Source organism: Chitinophaga sp. CC14 (assembly GCF_048957795.1).
Lineage (GTDB): Bacteria > Bacteroidota > Bacteroidia > Chitinophagales > Chitinophagaceae > Chitinophaga > Chitinophaga ginsengisegetis.
In genome coordinates this window covers 2,327,636-2,350,588 of record NZ_JARBFY010000003.1, presented here as the reverse complement: position 1 = coordinate 2,350,588, position 22,953 = coordinate 2,327,636, and the positions used below count along the sequence as shown (strand labels likewise).

The following is a 22,953-nucleotide window of genomic DNA, read 5'->3' as shown; positions in this document are numbered from 1 at the left end:
TTACAATTTTTCAATCCAGCGGCTATACCATAACTGGAAAACCAGCATATTCCATAGTTTCTGATGACTCACCTTGCCACCCGACAAATAAGTTTCCAATAAACCTTCTACGTGAGGTACATTGAAAAGTCCTGATTTGGCGAGGCGCTCACCCGAAAGATAATATTGCATCTGCTCTTTCAACTCATCTTTAAACCATTCCTGCAAAGGAGCAATGAAAGGTCTTTTCGGACGTTCCATTAAGGTTTTGGGGATATACTTATGTACAATAGTTTTCAGTATATACTTATTGATGCCATCTTTTACTTTCAGGCTGGCGGGCACTTTAGCAAGGAATTCCACCAAACGGTGGTCCAGCATAGGTTCCCGTCCTTCAATACTCACCGACATGGTGGCCCTGTCTACCTTTACCAGGTTGTTATCTACCAGGAAAGTTTTATAATCCACCGCCAGCAACCTGTTCAGCGGATCATTCATATTATCCAGCTCCCCGTTCATATCGAAGTTGGTTTTATAACCATCTGCGGGAACTGCGGTATAATAGTTTACTTCGTTTTCTGTGAGATACTGGCTGATATATTTTAGCGCATGTTGCGGCTTACCGCTGGCCCATATCAGTTTCATTTTTTCGTACCGGGAAGCAAAATTATATTGCTTGTTAAAGTAAGGGATAATTTCCGGTGATACCACAGACATCGCAGCGCTGAGCGTACGCTGTATAGGTTTTGGAAAACTTCCTGTATAACGGAGCGACTGGTTAAACTTGTTATACCCGGCAAACACCTCGTCTCCCCCATCAGCAGAGAGTACTACTTTTACTTCCTTGCTGGCAAACCTGCTGACCAGCGTAGTAGGCACGGTAGAATTATCTGCAAATGGTTCATCATATATTTCCGGTAAATGATGCAGTACCTCTTTTGCTTCGTTGGGACCTACTATCCATTCGTGGTGTTCCGTACCCAGGTGCATCGCGATTTTCTTCGCTTCCTTTGATTCGTCCCACTGCGGCTCTTTGTAGCCAATGGTGAAGGTTTTGATGCGACTGGAAGTATCGGACTGCAACAGTGCCGCAACGCTGGCGCTATCGTATCCTCCGCTTAAGAAAACTCCCACCGGCACATCAGATACCATACGGTAACCGTAGGCGCTGTGCATCAGTTCTTCCGTATGCTTAATCACATCGTGTTCAGACAACCCGGTAAGCGGCTGACGATAGGCATCCAGTACATTCCAGTATTGGACTTCCCGGATTGAAGCATCCCGGAGCGATAACTTCAGGAGATGCCCAGGTTTCAGCTTATGGGTATTCCTGTAAATAGTGTACGGCGCCGGAATGTAGCTGTACTGGAGGAACAGCGACAAACTCTTCTCATCAATTTCTTTCCGGAAAGCCGGGTGTTCACAAATTCCTTTTAACTCTGAGGCAAAAAGCAGGGTGCGGTTATGCCAGTAATAGTATAAAGGCTTAACACCGGCGCGGTCGCGGAACAGCGTTACTTCCTCTGAGGTGCGGTCATAAATAACAAAGGCAAACATGCCGATGCATTTATCCAGGATCTTTTCCTTCCATTGTGCATAGCCTTTCAGCAACACTTCTGTATCTGCACCGGAATGAAAGTGGTGACCCAGCTTTTCCAGCTCGGTGCGGATCTCTTTAAAGTTATATACCTCTCCATTGAAGATAATGGAATACTGTTCATAGTGCATTGGCTGGTGTCCTGACTTCGAAAGATCCAGGATCGATAAACGCCGCTGACCGAGGCCAACGGAAGCCTGTGGATGTTCGTACACTTCATAGCCGGCGTCATTTGGCCCGCGGTGTGCCATCACATCTGTCATGCTACGCAGGATGTCTGCGTCTGATTTTTGGGTAAAATCAATAAACCCTGCTATGCCACACATATATTATCTGGTTTAGGGTGTTTAAGATTCCAGAAAATTCCCTTCCAGAATGCATTCATATGAACCGATTCCCTTTTTAATAAAAACTGAACGGTATTTTTGGGAATGGTGAGAAAAATAAAATAAAGCATGAAAAACATCCTGGCAGGAAGCTTTACGTTCCGGCGCATGAATAATATCCTGTTACGTGTAATATAATACGTTTTCAACGGGCTGTTCTTACCGGTGGTCATGGACTCCTTGTGATAGATCAGCGATTTGTACTGATAGTATATTTTATATCCCTGGCGTTTGAATTGTTCGCACCAGTCGAATTCTTCATAATACAGAAAATATACTTCCGGCATCAGGCCCACCTTTGCGAGGGCGCGGGCTGATACCATCATGGCACCACCGTGTGCGTAATGCGTTTCTGATATGGTATCGTACTGACCCTTATCTTCTTCCCGGCAACCAATCATACTGTTTCTCCCGGTGAGTGTATCCACGGCTTTATACCCGGCATACTCTATTGTTCCTTTCTGAAAAAAATAATGGAACTTGGGGCTTACCACACCGGCATCCGGGTGTTTGGCAAATACTTCCAGCAGGCCTTCTATCAGTCCTTCGGTAAATTCTGTATCATTATTCACCAGGAAAAGATATTCACCGGTGGCGGCTTTGATACCGAGATTATTTCCTCCTGCAAAACCCAGGTTACTTTTGCTTTCGATAACAATAGCAGACGGGTACTCATCCTTTATCGCTGCAACCGGACTTTCTGCAGAGGCGTTATCCACTACAATGATCTCCAGGTTGGGATAGCTGATCCTGTTAAGGGAGGCCATGAGTTCCACCGTTACCTTAGCATTGTTATAATTAACAGTTATAATCGATACCAGTGGATAATATGTATTACTTTCTGGCTGCATCTAATAAAGGATTATCAATACCTGTTTGGGTATGAGTAGTATGTATAAAAGTTTTATCGGCGCCTTTCAGGCGGAATAACAATAATATCATGATGCCGACAGCGCGTGGTAAGGTAAGCACAGCGGTAAAAAGATATTTTGTAAAGAACTTCCCCGGAATAGGCAACAAAAGACTAAGTATATTCAGTATAAACAACGCTATCCACCAGTAAACAGAAACGGGTATAAAACGTTCCAGCAGGAAGGCCAGTGCTGTGCAAACCGTTAATGCCGCCAATAGCAGCATCCGCGGCAACAGTGCGTTCTGGCACACAGCAAGGTTGAAGTAATTGATATCGCCTTTGAATAAAGCCGACCATCCTTTACTCCAGAATGTGCGCAGGTATACCAGCTGACTGGACATCCAGCGCTTCCGCTGATTTTCAAACACCGCCGCATGCGTAATCTTTTCATCATACACGTAGGCGTCTTCCAGGTATAAAATGCTGTGTCCTTTTGAGATCACCAGCAATTGCAGTACTTTATCAAATCCACCGGTAGCCTGTATTTCACTAAGGATCTGTTTGATGAGCGGGTAGTGAAAAGCCATACCGGAACCAATTACCGAAGAAGACAATCCAAGTGCATTGGCGCCTTTGCGGTAAAGGTGATTGGCGATGATTTCATTGGCTGCATCCAGGATGGCAAAAGGAGTGTTCAGATTTTTGGCGACTCTTTGTCCCTGGATGGCGTAGTGTCCCTGCTGATAAGCGTGATTGATCTTCAAAAGAAAATCTGCTTCCAGCATATTATCTGCATCACAGATAAGGGCCAGGTCATAATTATCTCCCAACCTTTCAAAAGCGGTATTCAGCGATTTAGCTTTGGTACTTTTATCAAACTTAACGGCTATCACATTCACCCCTGTTGCTGCCAGCTCTTCCATCGTCCGTGGCTGGAGTGAATCCGCAATTACCACTACTTCAAACTGCTTTAATGGATAACGCAGGCGGTTATAACTATTTACAGTAGATAAAATAATACTGTCTTCCTTATATGCCGGGATGAGGATTGCAATCCTCGCATAGTTAACAGTTTCCTCATATGCAATTTTCTTTTTCCGGCTCAAACGACCGGCTATGGCTAACAACAGATTGTACAATACACAACCGGCCAGGTAAACAAACAGTATTACTTCTATAATTGTTATCATTATACATTATCTTTTTGTACAAGCGCGAATGGCGTACTTGCCATCAGCCACATATCATACCTGAGCGAGCGTTTATGGGCATAATTAATATCCAGGTCGATCCTTTCTTTCACCGACATATCTTTCTTTCCTCTTTTGCTAACCTGCCATAAACCTGTTATACCGGCCGGAGCAAGGAATCTTTCCACCCATTCGTCTGTAGTGAGCGTGGTAGCTTCATATAAAGGCAAAGGACGGTTACCCACCAGCGACATATCTCCTTTCAGCACATTCAGCAGTTGCGGAATTTCATCCAGGCTGGTGTTACGGAGGAAGCTGCCGAGTTTGGTTACCCGCGGATCGTTGGATACTTTTATAAAAACAGGGCCGTCCGTTTGTCCGTCGTACTGATTCAGGTGTTTAATTTTATCCAGCTGCTTATCCGCATCAGGCACCATTGTACGGAACTTATAGAATTTGAAGACGCGGTAATTTCTGCCGGCACGTTTGGCGGCATAAAACACGGGGCCTTTGGATTCCATCCTGATCAGTACCGCGATAGCCAGCAATACGGGGCTCAGCAATATTAAACCGCCGCCGGCCAATGCTACATCGAGGGTACGTTTCAGGAAATTACTGTAGAACTTACGGTTGTATAACCGGGTGCGGAGGCTGCTGCTTTTATATACCGGGAACGTGCGCATGCGTTTAAACTTGCTCACGATGGCGATTTTGTTACCCAGTACATGCCATGCGTCCATTGTGATGATATCATCTATAAAGGAATGCCTGGTCACCAGTGATTTCAGTTCATCAAATCCTTTTTCTGTGTATACGAAAAAAGGAATGGAGCAAAGAAACTGGTGTGTTTTAAAATAGGCCTCCCATTCTGAAAGCGCCGATTCATAGGCACTGTCGAACCGGTAAATAATGGCTGCAGGCACTTTCTTAAAAACGTGCTGCAACTGGCTGATCACTTTTTGCGCATCCTCTACGTTCTCTGTCACTATGCTTCTGAACTGGTTGTTTTCAGTCAGCATTCCCTTATGCGGGGCACCAACAAAAAGCAAAATACTTTCAGCGTCCGGTAGTTTGTAAAGCAGGGAGCTTTTACCGGTATCGACTCCTCTGATGCTTTCTACCTGCAGTAAGTTGTGAGTAAAGGTATCCATCGGTTAAAAATTAGTAGTGTATTCGTAGGTGACAATAACATTTATACAGTAGCAGCACTCAATTGTTTCTCCAGTATATAATCTACTTTGTTTAACAATTGCATCGGGTCGAAGGGCTTTTGCAGCACTTCTCTCACACTATTATATTTTGTTGAAAGATCATTTATCTTGTCGGCATAGAATCCTGAAAGCACCACTACCGGTGTATCCTGGTAGAGATAGCTGCCTGACAGATAATCCAGCAGTTCCCAGCCGTCTATATTGGGCATCTGCAGGTCGGTGATAATCAGATCCGCTTTGTTTCCTTTCAGCAGCCAGGTAATAGCTACCAGCCCGTCCTGTGCGGAAACCACCGAATATTCTTTTCCTAAAACTGCCTCCAGCAAATAACGCATCGGCATACTATCATCGATTATTAAAATTTTCTTTTTCATTTATACCTTCTTTACAAACAATTATTAAAACCGTTAATATGGGACACGCAAAAAATTATGCAAGCTCCCGAAGGCCTTTGATGGGATGTGGTCAATTATTAGTCAGGTAAGATACCTTCTGCGGTTTTAACATGGGGATATGAGAGAGGAAAGATGGTTTTTACATTTTTGTTGTTCGTTACCAGATCCGTTATCTGATGAACATGAAGCAAAAGTATTATTTTCAGGATATCATAGATACTTTTTTTGGTAAACGACTTAATTTGGTGGGTAAGTGTTGCAATTTTTACTGTAAACGGTCGGAATGATGTCAATAAAACGATATGAAACAACGATCTAATATAAAAATACAATTGCGTATGATGCAAATTGTGATACTTTTGCATTGAAAACATACGTGTCCCCATAAATGTATTGTCCTCTATGTCGATTTTGTCTGTGATTTTCTGGCTGAGTATTTTTATAGTATGCTATAGTTACGTAGGATATGGTTTCCTCCTTTACTTTGTAATCCGCGTCAAACGGCTATTACAGGGCAAACCCTCCGGAACGGCTGCGCCTTTTGTACCGGATGTTACTTTCCTGGTAGCTGCTTATAATGAAGAAGATTTTATTGCGGAAAAGATAGCCAATAGTCTGTCGATGGATTACCCCGCTGCGAAAATACAGTTCATTTTTGTTACAGATGGTTCTTCCGATAACACCAATGAAATCATTTCGCAGCATCCACGGATTACCTTATTGTATGATCCGCAGCGTAAAGGAAAAATGGCCGCAGTAAACCGTGCCATGGCATCAGTTACCACTCCTTTTGTAGTGCTGTCTGACGCCAATACCCTGCTGAACCCCGCAGCGGTATCCCTGCTCATGCAACACTTTGCAGATGACCAGGTAGGCGTGGTCGCCGGCGAAAAGAAAGTGATGGCTACCACCGGTGGCGCGGAGGCCGAGGGCGAGGGCATGTACTGGAAATATGAGTCATTACTGAAAAAATGGGATGCAGAATTATATAGCGTGATGGGCGCCGCCGGCGAACTCATAGCTATCCGTACTGCGCTCTATGAACAGCCGCTGGAAGATACCATACTGGATGATTTCATGATTTCATTCAAAATTAACATGAAAGGTTACCGGGTGATGTATGAACCTGCCGCTTATGCAATGGAAACCTCATCGGCCTCCCTCCAGGAAGAGTATAAGCGCAAGGTAAGGATCAGTGCAGGTGGTTTTCAGTCGATGGGCCGGTTACTCCCCCTGTTAAATCCTTTCAGATACCCCAAAATTACGTGGCAGTATGTGTCCCACCGGGTACTCCGCTGGACGCTTGCGCCTTTATCCCTGCTACTGGCATTGGTTTCCAACATTCTTCTTATCCTGTTCAATGGTGGTACCATATATATAGTTACCGGCGTATTACAGCTGCTTTTCTATATGGCCGCATTTACCGGTTACTTACTTGCCCAAAAACAGATCAAAGCCAAATACTTCTATATCCCTTTTTACTTTGTATTCATGAACGTGGCCGTTTACATCGGTTGCATCCGCTTCTTCAGGAAACGGCAATCCGCTGTATGGGAACGCGCACAACGTAGTATTGCTGTTCAATAATGAGAGCACAGGTTTATTTCACCCGATAAAAATTTGCGTTTACCAGCAAAAAAACGCCGTTTGCAAAAAAAAACTTAATATATAGCTACAGTTATTTACTTTAGCGGTGAATATATAAAACCAATTGTAGAATCATTTTTGTCACAAATGAGCTGAGAATACAAATACACCATCAGTGAATTGATGATTTACCTACAGCCATTTTTTTCCAAAGACCTCATCCTTCGATAAAGCCACGTCAACTTTGGATAGCAGCTATCCGGAGTGTATTTAATTTTTACCATCTCCTTTGAATTGCAAGTATGTCCGGCTTTCCGGATCAGTGCTTGTTATACTTTTTTTTCTGCAGTTGAAGCCGAATGACTGCCGGATAACATAACATATAACATACTTCCATGAATCGAACTTTACACCGCATGCTCCTTTTAATGCTCTTAGGGCTCTGCTATCTACCTGCAGTAAACGCCCAAACAGCATTAAACCCCAGTGATCCTGTAATCACTTACAATCCTGCAGCCCCCCCAGCAGATCCGCAGTACGACAAGATCACCAAATGGGTGAGAACAGTCAGGATGAGTTATACCACCAGTTCTTATAAATGCTACATTTATAAGAACATGGCATTTCGCCTGAAATTCCCGAAAACCTATGCCCCTGGTGTAAACGACGGGAAAAAATATCCCATTTACCTGTTCTTTCATGGTGTAGGCGAAAAAGGCACCATCTACGATAACGAATACCAGTTATTATGGGGAGGCCAGACATGGGCCAACCGCGTTGATAACGGCCAGTTCGATGGTTATCTTATTTATCCTCAAAGCCAGGGCGGTTACTGGGGTCCCAACGACTACGATAACCTGAAAGAAGTAATTGATTCCATTGTTACCAGCGCGAAAGGCGATCCCGATCGCCTGAGCGTAAACGGGTTGTCCGGCGGTGGATGGGCCACATGGGAATTCACCATGCGCTACCCCCAGTTAACAGCGGCTTCTTTACCAATGAGCGCAATGGCCACAGATTACGGCAATCATATTGATACCTACAAGTTTACGCCGATGTGGCTTTTCCAGGGAGGCCTGGATGGCAACCCTGCTCCTTATACTACTAACCAGGTGGTGGCATTGATTAATGCCGCCGGTGGTAATTTTAAACTTACTACGTACCCCAACGATGAACATAATACCTGGGTTGATGCATGGAACGAGCCTGATTTTGCACCCTTCATGCTGAGAGCCAACAGGCTGAATCCCTATCCATTATATGGATCTGCAACTTTTTGTCCGGGCGAGACTATCACCGTTGGTATAGCGCCTGGATTTTTACAATATGAATGGCAGAAAGATGGTGTCACTATATCTACCGGCACATCCAACTCCATCGCGGTAACCACTCCGGGCGCCTATCGTGTAAGAGGGCAACTGCCTAACGGCTGGACCGGCTGGTCGCCGACCCCGCTGGTGATCAGTTATAAGCCTGCTTCTCCTCCACAAACCATTACCACCTCCCCTGCCCTTGCCAGCAATGTGCTTCCGGCTCCGAATGGCAGTACCGGTATTACCCTGCAGGTACCTGCGGGTATGCTCAGTTATGAATGGATACGCGCAGGCAGCGCCACCGTTATCAGCACCACCAACACTTTAACAACCTCTACTCCGGGAGCTTATGTAGTACGGGTTAAAGCGCCAAACTATTGCATCGGCACCTACTCCGATACATTCAGGGTTGTAAACAGCACCGGTGTGAACGGGCCTGATCCTATCAGCAGCCTAGTGGTAAACAGTTTCACCAAAACACAGATCGTGTTGTCGTGGGTGGAAAATGCCACACCGGCATATAATGAAAAGTATTTTGAAATATACCGGGCAACCCAGGCCGGTGGCCCTTATGTGCTTGTTGGAAAAAACAATGCCAACGTAGTTACCTTTACTGATAACAATCTTATTCCAAATACCAGCTACTTCTATAAAGTACGTCCTGTAAACGACAATGCGGCCGGACCTCTCTCTGCTGAGGTAAAAGGCACCACTGCCACAGACAGTTCTGCTCCTTCTGCCCCTCCTTCTTTAACCCTCGGCAGCTATACCAATAACCAGGTAATACTGAACTGGTCTGCTGCTACAGATGATGCAGGCATCGCCGGTTACGATGTTTATGCAAACAATGTGCTGAGAACATCCGTAGGCAATGTACTTACTGCAACCGTAACAGGTCTTACAGATGGTACTTTGTATAACTTCTATGTGAAGGCTAAAGATGTGTCGGGAAAATCATCTACCCCAAGTAACCAGGTAACGGTGAGAACCAAAAAGGCAAATCTTAATTATAAGTATTATACCGGTTCTTACAGTAACCTGCCCAACTTTACCAACCTTACACCTGCCCAAACAGGTAAGGCATATGTACCGGATCAGAGCATCGTGCCAGCCGGTGTTACCACCAATTACGCGGTAATGTGGACAGGTTATATCCGTATCCCTGTTACCGGTACCTATAAGTTTGAAACGTATTCAGATGACGGCAGCAAGCTGTATTTCAATAAAGCATACAGCAACTCTGCTATAGCAACCGTAAATAACGACGGCGCTCATGCTGCTGCTTATGCGTCAGGCACTGTAATCGCCAACGCGGGAGTGTATCCTATCACGGTTACCTACTTCCAGGGCGGCGGCGGCTCCGCTATGGGCGTGTACTGGACCAGCACTACTGCGGGCATCAATACCCGTACGCTGATACCGGCAGAAGCCTTTATTGATACGTCTGTTGTAAATGGTACCGCACCTACCGCTCCAACTACCCTGGCAGTAGCTGTAAATAATTACAGTAAACTAAACCTGACATGGGCAGATAAAAGCAATAATGAAACAGGCTTTGAAATATACAGAAGCACCAGCAGCGGCGGAACTTATACCATCGTTGCTACTGCGGCAGCCAATGCGGTAAGCTATACAGATACCGCGCTGAACGCCTCCACTGCTTATTATTATAAGATAAGGGCTATCGGCCTTTATGGTGAATCTGCCTATAGCGCTGTAGCCAATGCTACCACAGCAGCCAAGCCATTACCACCGGCAGTGCCTACCAACCTGGTTACACAGGCGCTTTCCACCCAGGTAGTGAAATTAACCTGGACAGATAACAGCACCATTGAAACAGGTTACGAAATTCAACGCTCCCTGGCAGACAGCCTGCACTTCAGCGTGCTGAAGAGCGTAGGTCCTGTAGCCTCCGGACAGGGAACATTCTCTGATTCTTCCCTCGTTGCCAATACAGTAGTATATTATAAGATAAGAGCTTTCGGTGAAGGCGGTTACTCTGCATTTACCAAAGCAGTGATAGCAAAATCACTGAACAATCCGCCGGTAATAGCCGATATCAGCAGTCAGACTATCCGCTACGGCACTACCCAGAGTATCCCGCTGTCGGCTACCGATCCGGATAATGATGCAATTACCTTTAGTCTTTATAACGCGCCTGCATTCTTCTCCCTGCAGCAAAACGCCGGTACCACTTCCCTGATCCTGGCGCCAACAGCGGCACAGCAGGGCACCTATAACGGTGTTGGAGTGATTGCCACAGATGCTAACGGCGGAAAGGATACCGCACTGTTTAATATCATCGTAAATGATAACTATCCTCCGGTAATAGATTCTGTTGCAGGATGGAGCGTGGATGAAGGAACACAGAAAAATGTGAAGGTATCCCTGCACGATCTGAATCCGGGTAATACCTTTACCTGGACAGCCCTCCAGATACCTTCTTTTGCCACCATCACCAGTAATAATGATACCTGTGTCATTAACCTGCAACCAGGATTTGGTGCATCCGGTGCTTATACTATCAAGTTACAGGCAACTGATAACAAGGGAGGCATTGATGTACGCAGCTTCCTGTTAACGGTGGTAGATAAGCCAACACCTAATTACAAGCTGCTCCTCAACTTCACACTGAACAGCCTGGCACCTGCACCGTGGAATAATATCACCGGAGGAACTACCGCCAATCTGAAAGATGACAACGGTACAACCACCAGTGTGGGCCTGTCGTTCGATGAAACATGGTGGGCAGCAGGTACAGAAGGCGCCACTACCGGCAATAACAGCGGTGTATACCCTGATGCGGTGATGAGCCAGTACCTTTACTTTGGTTCGCTTCCAGGCTTCTTTACAGGTGCGCCGTCTATGCACGGACATCTCACCGGTCTGGAAACCAACAGGACTTATTCCATTAAGTTCTTCTCCAGCAGTAAATGGTGGGCGCCACAGCCGGATAACGGCAGCACACAGTACACTATTAATGGTGTAACCAAAGCCCTGAACGTTCAGAATAATACTACGAATACGGCGGTTTTTGAAAACCTGACAGCAGATGCTAACGGTGAAATCAAATTTACCCTCAGCATTCCGGCCGGTGGCCAGGTAGGTTACCTGAATGCGATGGAAATAAATGCAGGCGGAGCCGGTGATACTACCGTCGTAGTGAATCAGCCTCCGGTAATTACGGCTATTCCGAATAAAACGCTGACAGCCGGAGATACCCTGCATGTACAGCTGCAGGGATCCGATCCTGAAAATGATGCCATTACTTACACCGGTTATAACCTTCCTTCCTTTGTTTCTGTAGTACAGTCCCAGGGTAGTAATCCTTACCTCCTGGTGGCCCCTGCTACCAACAACGCAGGTCAGTTTAACAACATCGGCGTAATTGGTAGTGATACTCATGGCAACAGCGACACGGCGGTATTTAACCTCACAGTGAATGCACCGGCAGGTGGAGATACCAGCGGTTATAAACTGTTCCTCAATATTAAACAGAACAGTACTGCGCCTGCTCCATGGAATAATGTTACCGGAAGGGTTACCAACAACCTGAAAAACGACCAGGGACAAACCACCGCATCCAGCCTCGTGTTTGATGAAACCTGGTGGGCTACCAATGGTGAAGGCGCTATTACCGGTAATAACAGTGGTGTATACCCTGATGCTGTGATCAACGACTTCCTCTACTTTGGTTCATTGCCGGGCTTCTTCACCGGAGCGCCAAGCATGACCGGCCATATCACTGGCCTGGAAGCCGGTAAGAAGTTTACCGTTAAGTTCTTCTCCAGCAGTAAATGGTGGGCGCCGCAGCCGGATAATGGCAGCACGAAATTTACGATCAACGGTGTTAGCCAGACACTGTATGTACAAAATAACTCCACCGCCGTGGTGAGCTTCACAAACCTCAGCCCCGACGCGAATGGTGAAATAGTATTTACGCTGAGTATCCCTGCGGGCGGACAGGTAGGTTACCTGAATGCCATCGAAGTGGTAGCGGGTACTTCCACAGCGCCAACAGTCAATCACGCACCGGTAATAACAGATATTACCAACCAGAGTGTGGAGGCAGGTTATAGTCTGAATGTTCCCGTGACGGCAACGGACCCGGACAACAACCCGATTACTTATAGTACCGTCAACCTGCCTTCTTTTGCTACATTGACGCAATCAGGCGGTAACGTATCGCTTTCTATTGCACCAACTATCAGCGATGCAGGTACCTACAATAATGTAAAAGTTATTGTGAAAGATACCTACGGCGCTGCTGATACTACTACATTCAATATCACGGTAACTCCGCCGCCGAATACCAGCGGCAGTTACAAACTGTTACTGAACTTCAAGCTCAATAACACGGTACCGGCTCCATGGAACAATATTACAGGCGCTACGTCTAACCTGAAAAACGATCAGGGACAAACCACTACCGTAGGATTGAGATTTGATGAAACATGGTGGGCAGCAGGCGTTGAAGGCGCTACCACCGGTAACAACAGCGGTGTATATCCGGATGCGGTACTGGCCGAATACCTGTACTTTGGCTCATTACCTGGCTTCTTTACAGGCGCACCGGTAATGCACGGTCACCTCACCGGGTTAAGTGCCAATACCACTTACACCATCAAGTTCCTGTCCAACAGTAAATGGTGGGCGCCACAGCCGGATAACGGCAGCACCCAATTCACCATCAATGGTGTAAGCAAAACGCTGAATGCGCAAAACAATACCAGCACAACGGCTGATTTCCTGAACCTTACAGCGGACGCCAACGGTGAAATTGCCTTCACTCTCAGCATCCCTCCGGGCGGTCAGGTAGGCTATCTGAATGCGATGGAAATTATTGCTAACACCAATATCCAAAACCTGGGCAATAATACCCAGCTGATGGGTACCGGCAGTTCAATGAGCGTGACAACAAACATTGCAAAAAGCAGCATGCTGGTGAACGTTTATCCAAACCCTTATATAGATAACCTGGCCATTGATATGACACTGCAGAAAACAGCACCTGTAATGCTCATCGAAATCAATGACCTCAGTGGTAAGCGTCTCTACAGTGAAACCAGGAAAGAAGTACCACAGGGTAAAAACCTGATAAGGATCAATACACAACGTACAGTAGTACTGCCGGGTGTGTACATCCTGAAGATCACTTCCTCTACCGGTGAAACAAAGAGTGTTAAACTTATCAGGCAGAACTGAGTTGTAACTGAATGATTATTATAAAAGTAAAACCGTTCCGGGCGATGTTCCGGAACGGTTTTTTTGTAAAATATTCTCTTTACCCGCCAAACTTCAACGGTTACCAACTAATTTTTATGTTTCGCTTAAAAATAAAGTGTGTTTTAATATAATCTTTTACCTTTGAGCCATAACCGGATATACCTGGATAGCTATGCTCCCCGGATATCTCCCCATTAACCTCATCCTCGCCAAAAACCTGATATATTGTAAGGCTTGTTGCCAAACATTATCATCTTATTTTTTACCATCTCCTCTGACATGCCAGTTACCACGCCGGGGCAAGGCTGATATACACTTATCTGTGTATCCCACTCTGCGTATCAATTAAAGCTTAAAGGAAAAATTCTATATGGACATTGTGTATTTTATAAAGGCATTGCTTAAAAAGAAATGGTGGATCCTGTTCAGCACCATCGCCGCTGTGGCAGCAGCATTTGCCTTTACCATCGGTAAACCCAAGTTATATGCCTCCACTGCCCAAATGGCAACAGGCTTTACAACAAATGAACAGATTAAACTACGCGATGAAAATCTGAATCTTTTTGAAGCGGACGTTAAATTTGATAACGTCATCGAAACCATGAATTCCCCGCTGGTGATCGGATTGCTGGCGTGCGACCTGATGGTACACGATCTTACGTCCAACAAACCATTCAGGAATCTTTCAGAAAAAGATTTAAAAGATCCTCATTATACCAGTGCCAACAAGGAAGAAATTGTACGTATCTGCCGCCAGAAAATTGACTCGCTGCAAATACTCTCTTCCTCTCAGCCTGAAGAAAGAAAAATACTGGAGTTCATGAAGATTTACCGGTACGACTTTGAGTCTATCCGTAAAATGCTTTACGCTACACGCCTTTCCCGTACAGATTATATCAATATCATTTGTTATTCAGATAATCCTGAATTATCTGCTTACACCGTTAATACCCTTTACAAAGAGTTTATCCGCTTTTACCGCAGTTCACGTTCCGAACGTTCTGTTGAAAACGTAGAGACATTTGAAGCACTGGTGAACCAGAAGAAACAGGAACTGGATCAGAAAGTAGAAGCGCTCAGAGGTTACAAAACACAACAGGGCGTGTTAAACGTGGAAACCGCCAGCGGCAACGAATGGGACCTGATCAAACAGTTTGAGAAATCTGTATCAGATGAAAGAGCGAACTACAATAACCTGCAGGCTTCTCTCAATAATGTAAACGCACAGCTGGCCCAGGCAGGCAGTGGCAAACCAACTTACTCCAATTCAAACGGAGAAATAGTTAGCCTGAGAAAACAGATCAACGATCTGAATGACCAGTACGTAAATTCCGGTTCCACTGATAATGCGCTGGCAGAGAAAATAAAAACACAACGCGCCAAACTGCAAAAGGTACTGCTGGACGCCTCCTCTACTACCGGTAAAGTGAGCACCCGCGAAGAACTGATCCAAAGCAGGGATGCATTGGAAGCACAGGTAAGCGCCTCCAGGTTAAATATCAGCACACTGGAAGGAAAGATCCGTAATCTTCGTTCCTCTGTTGGTTCTTATGCCAATAAGGAAGCTACTGTTACTTCCCTGCAACAGGAAGTAGAGTTAGCGCAGGATGAGTATAATAAGCTGAAAGAAAAACTGGGGTCCGCATTGGATAACCGGAATGTTCCACAGGATAATTTCCGTCAAACATTAAAAGGACAACCGGCTTTCACACCCGAATCATCCAAAAGGCTGATCATTATGGGCATGTCTGGTATGGCTGTTTTTATGATCTCCTGCATCGGCATTCTCTTCCGTGAGTTTATGGATAATTCACTGAAATCACCTTCTGTATTCAACCGCAACTCCAACCTGAAACTGATTGCCACTATCAATCATACCAATCTTCAGCGATATAAACTGCTGCAAATATTGCAACGGAAAACGGATGAAGCACAATGGTTAAAAAGACAAAATGTTTTCCGCGAATTGTTACGCAAACTCAGGTATGAACTGGAAAGCAGCGGTAAAAAAATATTTTTGTTCACCAGTACAGAACCGCAGCAGGGCAAAACCACATTGCTGCAGGCAGTGGCTTACAGCCTTAGTTTGAGCAATAAGAAAGTGTTGATCATCGATACCAATTTTTGTAACAACGATGTGAGCGTTCAAATGGAAGCAAAGCCTACCCTGGAACATTTCTCTGTGCCGCCGGAAGAGTTTTCCATTGAAAAGGTAAAAGAGATTGTTACTACTTACGAAACACCAGGTATTGAAATTATCGGATGTAAAGGTGGCGACTATACGCCGTCAGAAATTTTACCGCCGAACCACCTGCTCAATTATCTGCCGGAGTTAAAAAAACATTACGACTATATTTTGATGGAAGGCGCGCCACTGAACGATTTCACAGATAGCCGCGAGCTGGCAGCATATGCCGAAGGTGTGGTGGCAATATTCTCATCTCATTTAAAAATAAAACAGATTGACAGAGAATCTTCCGAGTTCCTGGAATCTCTTGGTGATAAGTTCCTGGGAGTAGTTTTGAATAATGTAAAAGAAGATTTTATTGAGCTTTGATCTTTTAAACATGTATCAACGGATCTTTAAAGACATATTTAGTTTGCGACCCGAAAAAAATGATTCGCGTTATGCCTGGATCGATTACGCCAAGGGAATAGCCATTGTACTGGTGGTTTACCGTCATCTGGCGTACGGTCTGGTGGCGCGGGGCGTATCTCTTCCAAAAGAGGTGCTGGCTACAAACGATATGCTTTACAGTTTCAGGATGCCATTATTTTTCCTGCTTTCCGGATTTTTTTTCAGCAGAAGTGTTGCTAAAAGAGGCGCCGTAAGCTTTGGAATATCAAAGATCAATACGCTATTATATCCCTATATACTTTGGGCAATAATACAAATCAGCTTACAGATTTTCTTTTCAGATTACTCAAACGCGGAACGGTCGGGAAGAGATTTTCTGAATATCCTGCTCCAGCCAAGAACGCTGGATCAGCTGTGGTACCTGTTTGCGTTATTCAACGTAACTATGTTGTACCTGCTGACATCACTGCTGATCAAAGAGAAAAAGGGCTGGCAACTGGTGACAGGGTTGCTGCTGCTGGGCGTAGCGCCTTATGTGCGAAGCCACAGTGCGCTTTATGATATTGCATTGCACTACATCTACTTTGCAATCGGCGATATTACTGCAGGATACTTTTTTCGCGCGCAAACACAACAGCAGTTATCCAACCCGGTAAACCTGCTCGTGCTGACACCGGTGTTTTGTGCCCTGCAATGGTATTACCTGTATCATCAGCAAATGAACCTGTACCTGTTAATGCTCATTGCGCTTAATGGCTGTTTGTTTGTAATAATGCTGGCATCCTGGCTTGCAAAACTGCAGAAGCTGCAGTTCCTGAGCGTAACCGGCCATTACTCTCTATATATCTATCTGCTGCATATTACTGTTTTTGCGGCATTGCGGGCAATGCTGCTGGGTATCGGAATTACCAACGGAATAGTATTGCTGCTGATCTGTATACCATCCGCTATCCTGCTTTCGATTATTGCTTACCGTTTACTGGTAAAAATAGGATGCAGTTTCCTCTTTACAGGAAAGTTTGGTATAAGCCGTTCAAATGGAAAAATAATGACGCATAGTTTTATATGAAAGTACAACCAAAGAAAAAGCCGATAGACCAACATCTTCATCAGATGCTGATCCTCATCTTTATAGCGCTTACTATTATCGCTATGGCTGTTAAAATAGTGTTCTTATAAATTGACCTAAGTGGAAATTGCGAAAAAAAATATCTTCAATATATTTATTATTATCGGTTGGGTACTGCTGATTCCGGCAATAGCTTATATCAGCGCCCAGGAGATAAAATACATTGCGCTGCTCATCGGGCTGGTGATAGGAACCACTGTTGCTGCGATTTCCATTCTGAATTACCGCGCAGGTTATTTTATCTCCTGTACGGTAGCACTGACAGTACGTTTACTTGAAAGAATGTCCGGCACGGAAATACCCGTGGGCGTATTGATAGATGCCATCCTGTTAATTACGTTACTGGGCAGTTTGCTAAAGGCAGGAGACGACAGTATTAAGAAAGTAGACTTTCTCCGGGATCCTGTGCTGATCACCTTTTACATCTACGGAGGATACGTGCTGCTGCAGTTTTTCAATCCTGCGTTTGTTTTCGACCGGCATGGCTGGACCACCTTTGCGCGGGTATTTGTCCGCAATATGATCTTTATGTACCTGGTCATGAAAATGATCCGCAACATGAATGACCTGAAAGTATTCCTGAAATTCTGGATCATCATACTTACTATAGCGGCCTTTTATGCGTGTATTCAGCAGTGGTTTGGATTAATGCCATTTGAAAAGGCATACATCGCCAAATACCCGGAGAAATTCAAAACAGTAATTATCCTCACCGGCATCCGTATTTTCTCCTTTGTATCGGACCCCGCTGTATTTGGCGTTATCATGGCCTGCGGCTGTATTATAAATATTGTACTGCTGACCAGCTCCGGTAAAATGATATCTGCATCAAAAAAAGTGTTCCTGCTGATATCACTGGCGCTTCAGTTTATGGCACTGGGATTTTCCGGTACCCGCACGGCTTACATCATGGTTCCAATGGGACTGATCATGATGCTGTTTGTAAACCTGCGGAACAGGAATACCGTGATTGGCGCACTGGTATTTGTATTTGCTTTCCTGGTATTGATGTTCGGTCCGTTTCACGGCAATTCCACTGTTATCAGGATGAGGACTGCCTTCTCCGGCTCGGAAGATGCATCCCTGAATGTGCGGGAAGTGAACAGGCATCGTATACAACCTTACATCTACAGCCATCCTATCGGTGGCGGGTTCCTCAGCTGCGAACCTGGTTCCGGTAGCGAACTGGATGGCTTTCCGCCCGACAGTGGCTATTTACGTACCGCCCTTGAACAGGGATGGATTGGCTTACTGCTCATCATGGTAAATATCTACATGGTGATGCAATATATGGTCGCCAATTATTTTGCCAGCAGAACAGAAATGGAAAAGCAGTTTACGCTGGTCATCCTTTGTGTGATGTTCGCCCTGGTAGTAAGTATTTATGCACAGGAATCATCCGGCCTTATTGAATCAGCCCTGCTTTACTATGCCCTCAACGGCATCTCTATAAAATTAAAATATTTATTATCATCTCCAAATATCACAACATGAAACGAGTACTATTCTTTTTATTAGTAGCATTAACAGGTACAGTGGCAAAGGCGCAAAGAGCCGATACCAGCATTGTGCTGCGCCTGCCTGCAGATCAGCCAACAGTGGCCAGACTGAAAGCAAGACTGGTGGAGCTTGCAATGGAAAATCCCCAGATCAAAGCATTGGACATAAAAAAACAGATTACAAAATACGACGAAAACAGGGCTAAAGCCGGCTGGCTGGATATGATTGTTGCTTCAGGTAACCTGAATGAATTTACCATTAAAGGAAGCGGTACCACCAGCAACAACACACTATACCCCAGGTACAACTTCGGTATCAATGTGCCGCTCGGACATTTGATCAGCATTCCTAACGAAGTAAAAACTGCGAAGGCAAACGGGAAAGTATTCGAACAACAGAAAGAAGGTGAAAAGCTGGCTTTAAAATCGGCCGTATTGCGCGCCTACGAAGACTATGCAGCGAACAAACAACTGTATGAACTGCAACTCCCCCTGCTGGAAGATTCCTACAATCACTACAAACAGGTAGAACAGCGCTTCTCAAAAGGAGACCAGAACACTGCCGTGGAAGGTTTGAATGATGCATACCGTATTTATAATGCAGAAATGGTGCGTAAGGTAAACCTTGAAAGAGAAGTAAAACAATCAAAGCTGGTACTGGAAGCAATTATCGGCACTTCGCTGGAAGAAGTATTGCTTCATTTATAAGATGGAGGTTTGTGAACATGATTGCCGGCAAGGCAGATTACCGAAAATAAAATCAAGAATGAGAGTATTTCTTATTATCACGTTCATGCTGCAGACAGCATTACTGTCTGCACAGGACCTGAAACCATTCAAACAGATTGAGGTGCAGATTACGCCCTGGCACCGCATCCCGGCGCTGCTGAAGCTACCGGACAATCTGAAAGGCGGGAAAAGATACCCGTTACTTATTTGTCTTCACGGCAGAAGTATTGCGGGTACCGATATTACTAAAATCTTCCGGCAGGGCGTAGCGAGACAAATGCATGAAGGAAAGAATATTGATGCCGTTAATAAAGTGGATGGCAAAAAATATGAGTTTATTGTAATGGCACCGCTGGCCACCAGTTGGTCACTTGGTCCGGAGCACCTGGATGCCGCGATTACGGATGTATTGAAAAAATACCCGATCGACTCGTCCCGTATTTACATCACCGGGTACAGTGCGGGCGGATGGTCTGTTGCGATGGCCGTAACCGATAAAAGAACGGCAAAGCGCGTGGCAGCAGCCGTGAACATGTCTCCTGCCACTATTGATGCAGAAAACCTGAAAAGCTTCCAGGTAACTGCGCAGAACAATATTCACGTATGGTATTTCGGTGGCCGTGAGGAACCGGTGTTTCTTGGCAACTGCAAACTTTACGCAGATAGCACAAACAAATACAAACCGGGGCTGACCAAACTGAGCATCGGGGAGCATAAACACTGCTGCTGGGAACAATATTACAACCCTTCCTACCGGGAAGATGGTATGAATATTTACGAGTGGCTGCTGCAATTTAAAAGATAATCCCGTATGCCCAGGGTCACGAAATGGATACTATCACTGGTGGGTGGCATTCTATTGCTGCTGATAGCGGCTTTCCTGTTCATTAAACACGGGCAGGAAACCGCGCCTCTTAATGAGCACACGCGCAAATCTGCACCGGGGCAGTTCATACGCCTGGAACAGGGACTTGTACATTACAGCCTGTATGGCCCCGACACCGCCCGGTTGCTGGTATTGATCCACGGAGGTGGCTGCAGTGGCATGGAAGTATGGAAGTTTAACATCCCCTATCTCCTGTCCAAAGGCTACCGGGTGCTTACTTATGATCTTTACGGCAGGGGCTATTCCGACCGGCCGGAAACGGTGTATGACCTTGGCCTGTACCGGAGGCAACTGATTGCTTTGCTGGATACTTTACAGCTTCGCCAGTCATTTGATATGATCGCAATGTCAATGGGAGCGCCTATCGGGCTGGATTATGCCGCCGGCCACCCGGAGCGTGTAAAACAGATCATATTGCTGGGACCAGCTGCCAGCGGCGACCTTCAACCCAGCAGGTTGTTGCGGATCCCGGTTATGAGCGATATTTTAATGAGTGGCTACTGGTATCCCCGTTCAGTGGAGAACCAACGGAAAGAATTCGTCAATCAGCCGCTGTTCAACAGCTACGCGGAGCGGTTAAAATATTTTATAAATTTCAGGGGGTATAAGCGTATCACGCTGTCGTCCTGGATGAACATGCTGAATCAAAGCCAGCTTTATTTACTGAAGAAAATACCAGCCGGAAAAATATTACTCATCTATGGTAAACAAGACCCCTTTTTCTCAAAAGAAAAATTAAGTTCTTATACTGCTTTATACCCAACTTTAGAAGTACATGAAGTAGACAGTGCCGGGCATATGCCTCATTATGAGCAACCACAGGAGGTGAATGAAATGATGTGGAAGTATCTTGAAGGAAAAAAATAATGCCCGGTAAAAAAGAAAACAGCCGCCCGGATAACCAGGGCGGCTGTTTCATTATAGCATATTGCTGAATTGTCCGGATTAGTTTGTTCTATAGCCCGTGGTCAGCAATGCTGAACCGGATTTAGGCTGATAGAAATTGTTGGTGTCCACACCAGCATCCGCCACTGTTGCAAATTTGGAATTGGCATCTGCGCCGGTTCCTTCTGTAACAGACGCTCCATTTTCAGTGTATATATAGGCATTAGGAACAATTGTGCCGCCATTTACACGTGGTTGAATGAACGCGTTATCTTTAACGATCTGCGCTGCAGTCTGGCCGAAATAGCCGTTAATACGGAGAGACACGCCACCGGTTCTTGCAATGGTGTTGTTGGTGATTTGCACCACTGCCTTGTCGGTTCCTCTCAGGCTCACACCATCTCCCTGGTTATCTCTCAACAGGTTGTTATGGATAATGTGTGTGGCGCCATTTTCGCCGGATCCGTAAAACTGGATCAGTTCACCCCATCCATCGTGTACATAGTTGTCGTGCACGTTGGTGTTGGTAGTACGGCCGCCGATCAGGATGCCGCCGTTATGACCTGAATTATGCTGGCCACCCCAGTTAGTAACGGTGTTGCCATATATTTCCAGTTTGTCGATAGCGGCAGTCTGGATGCCATCTGCGCCACCATTTGAAACACTATTATTATAGATCTTTACATTGCGCCATTTAATGGGCTGCACATACTCCTGTCCGCTGGTAAACCCTGAAGGAGCACCATAGTAAGGGGCATTAGCAGTGAGGTTCCAGTAAAGGGCAGTGTGACCAATATAGAATGCTTCGTTGTTGGTACCGCTGATAGCCACATCGTGGATCAGCAGATTCTCCATGTAGGAATTAGGATACTGTGTGCTTACATCGCCCTTTACCGGGTCTGTTTTAGCCCATATTCCTGTGCCGCCGTTCTGTATGGTAACATTGGCGATCTCAAAATTATCGGTGTGCTGGCTGAGCGTAAAGTCGAAATATGCTTCCCTGCCTGTCTGGGTACTTCCTTGTACTACAAATTCAGATTTTGATTTTTCACCACCTGCTTTCACATAATGGCAGTTCACAAAACTGATGGCTGTAGCCCAGGAACCACCACTCCAGGATGGATTACCTATTTTAACTACGGTGCCACTGGCGTTTTTAACAATGATAGGGCTGCCTGAAGCGCCTTTCAGGTTATTAAAAACGATAGCAGAAAATGTTCCTTTCAGATTCAAAATTTCTCCGGCTTTGTAAATGCTCCCATCTACAACCAATCTCCCGTCTTTGTCGGGAACAAGCGTGTATTGCTTCCCGCCGACAGGGGGCTTTGCAGCAGTTTCAGTTGGATTATTTTCCGGTAGTACCTGGCTTAATTGATCCTTATTGCAACTTTCAGTTGTGATGACTAAAGCCAGAGCAACGGATACGAATGTAAACATAGACAATCGTGCGGTAATGTAGTGCCTCATGGTTTTTCAGATATTATATGGTTTCAATAAAAAGCTCACAATT

14 protein-coding genes are annotated in these 22,953 nt (G+C 45.4%); 8 read left to right on the top strand and 6 right to left on the bottom strand.

The window, feature by feature from the left end:
- Genes asnB through PV783_RS19360 form a run of 5 tightly spaced genes read right to left on the bottom strand, consistent with a single transcriptional unit; the run spans position 1 to position 5,590 of the window.
- Positions 1–1,902: an asparagine synthase (glutamine-hydrolyzing) gene (asnB, locus tag PV783_RS19380; protein WP_420989224.1), complete on the bottom strand. Its 1,902-nt coding sequence runs from the start codon at positions 1,900–1,902 to the stop codon at positions 1–3.
- Positions 1,890–2,813 (bottom strand): glycosyltransferase family 2 protein, encoded by a 924-nt coding sequence (locus PV783_RS19375; protein ID WP_420989223.1) that lies wholly within the window; start codon positions 2,811–2,813, stop codon positions 1,890–1,892. Before PV783_RS19375 ends, asnB begins: the two co-directional genes overlap by 13 nt.
- Positions 2,797–4,005 carry a glycosyltransferase gene (locus PV783_RS19370; RefSeq protein ID WP_079467417.1) on the bottom strand — a complete coding sequence of 403 codons (1,209 nt, stop codon included), beginning with the start codon at positions 4,003–4,005 and terminating at the stop codon, positions 2,797–2,799. The genes PV783_RS19375 and PV783_RS19370 overlap by 17 nt, the downstream gene beginning before the upstream one ends.
- Positions 4,005–5,156: a sugar transferase gene (locus PV783_RS19365; RefSeq protein ID WP_200817178.1), complete on the bottom strand. Its 1,152-nt coding sequence runs from the start codon at positions 5,154–5,156 to the stop codon at positions 4,005–4,007. The genes PV783_RS19370 and PV783_RS19365 overlap by 1 nt, the downstream gene beginning before the upstream one ends.
- A gap of 41 nt (positions 5,157–5,197) precedes the next feature.
- Positions 5,198–5,590 (bottom strand): response regulator, encoded by a 393-nt coding sequence (locus PV783_RS19360; RefSeq protein WP_420989222.1) that lies wholly within the window; start codon positions 5,588–5,590, stop codon positions 5,198–5,200.
- A 423-nt stretch (positions 5,591–6,013) separates the two neighbouring features.
- Between PV783_RS19360 and PV783_RS19355 the strand changes: the two genes are divergently transcribed.
- From PV783_RS19355 to PV783_RS19320, 8 genes are all read left to right on the top strand, one after another.
- Positions 6,014–7,198, top strand: coding sequence for a glycosyltransferase family 2 protein (locus tag PV783_RS19355; RefSeq protein ID WP_420989221.1), 1,185 nt, complete (start codon positions 6,014–6,016; stop codon positions 7,196–7,198).
- 395 nt (positions 7,199–7,593) lie between these two features.
- Positions 7,594–13,716 (top strand): fibronectin type III domain-containing protein, encoded by a 6,123-nt coding sequence (locus tag PV783_RS19350; RefSeq protein ID WP_420989220.1) that lies wholly within the window; start codon positions 7,594–7,596, stop codon positions 13,714–13,716.
- Between the two features lie 391 nt (positions 13,717–14,107).
- Positions 14,108–16,294, top strand: coding sequence for a GumC family protein (locus PV783_RS19345; RefSeq protein WP_420989219.1), 2,187 nt, complete (start codon positions 14,108–14,110; stop codon positions 16,292–16,294).
- Between the two features lie 43 nt (positions 16,295–16,337).
- On the top strand, positions 16,338–17,384 hold the full coding sequence (locus PV783_RS19340; RefSeq protein WP_420989218.1) for an acyltransferase family protein: 1,047 nt from the start codon (positions 16,338–16,340) through the stop codon (positions 17,382–17,384).
- Positions 17,385–17,504: 120 nt separating this feature from the next.
- Complete coding sequence (locus PV783_RS19335) at positions 17,505–18,938, top strand: O-antigen ligase family protein (protein ID WP_420989217.1); 1,434 nt, start codon at positions 17,505–17,507, stop codon at positions 18,936–18,938.
- Entirely contained in the window at positions 18,935–19,651 is a 717-nt protein-coding gene (locus PV783_RS19330; RefSeq protein ID WP_079467424.1) for a TolC family protein, read from the top strand. Before PV783_RS19335 ends, PV783_RS19330 begins: the two co-directional genes overlap by 4 nt.
- Before the next feature lie 58 nt (positions 19,652–19,709).
- Positions 19,710–20,477 (top strand): prolyl oligopeptidase family serine peptidase, encoded by a 768-nt coding sequence (locus tag PV783_RS19325; RefSeq protein WP_079467425.1) that lies wholly within the window; start codon positions 19,710–19,712, stop codon positions 20,475–20,477.
- Positions 20,478–20,483: 6 nt separating this feature from the next.
- On the top strand, positions 20,484–21,425 hold the full coding sequence (locus PV783_RS19320) for an alpha/beta fold hydrolase (RefSeq protein ID WP_420989216.1): 942 nt from the start codon (positions 20,484–20,486) through the stop codon (positions 21,423–21,425).
- 78 nt (positions 21,426–21,503) lie between these two features.
- On the opposite strand, the gene PV783_RS19315 is transcribed toward PV783_RS19320, so the two are convergent.
- Complete coding sequence (locus PV783_RS19315) at positions 21,504–22,910, bottom strand: right-handed parallel beta-helix repeat-containing protein (RefSeq protein WP_227024526.1); 1,407 nt, start codon at positions 22,908–22,910, stop codon at positions 21,504–21,506.
- Positions 22,911–22,953: the final 43 nt, after the last annotated feature.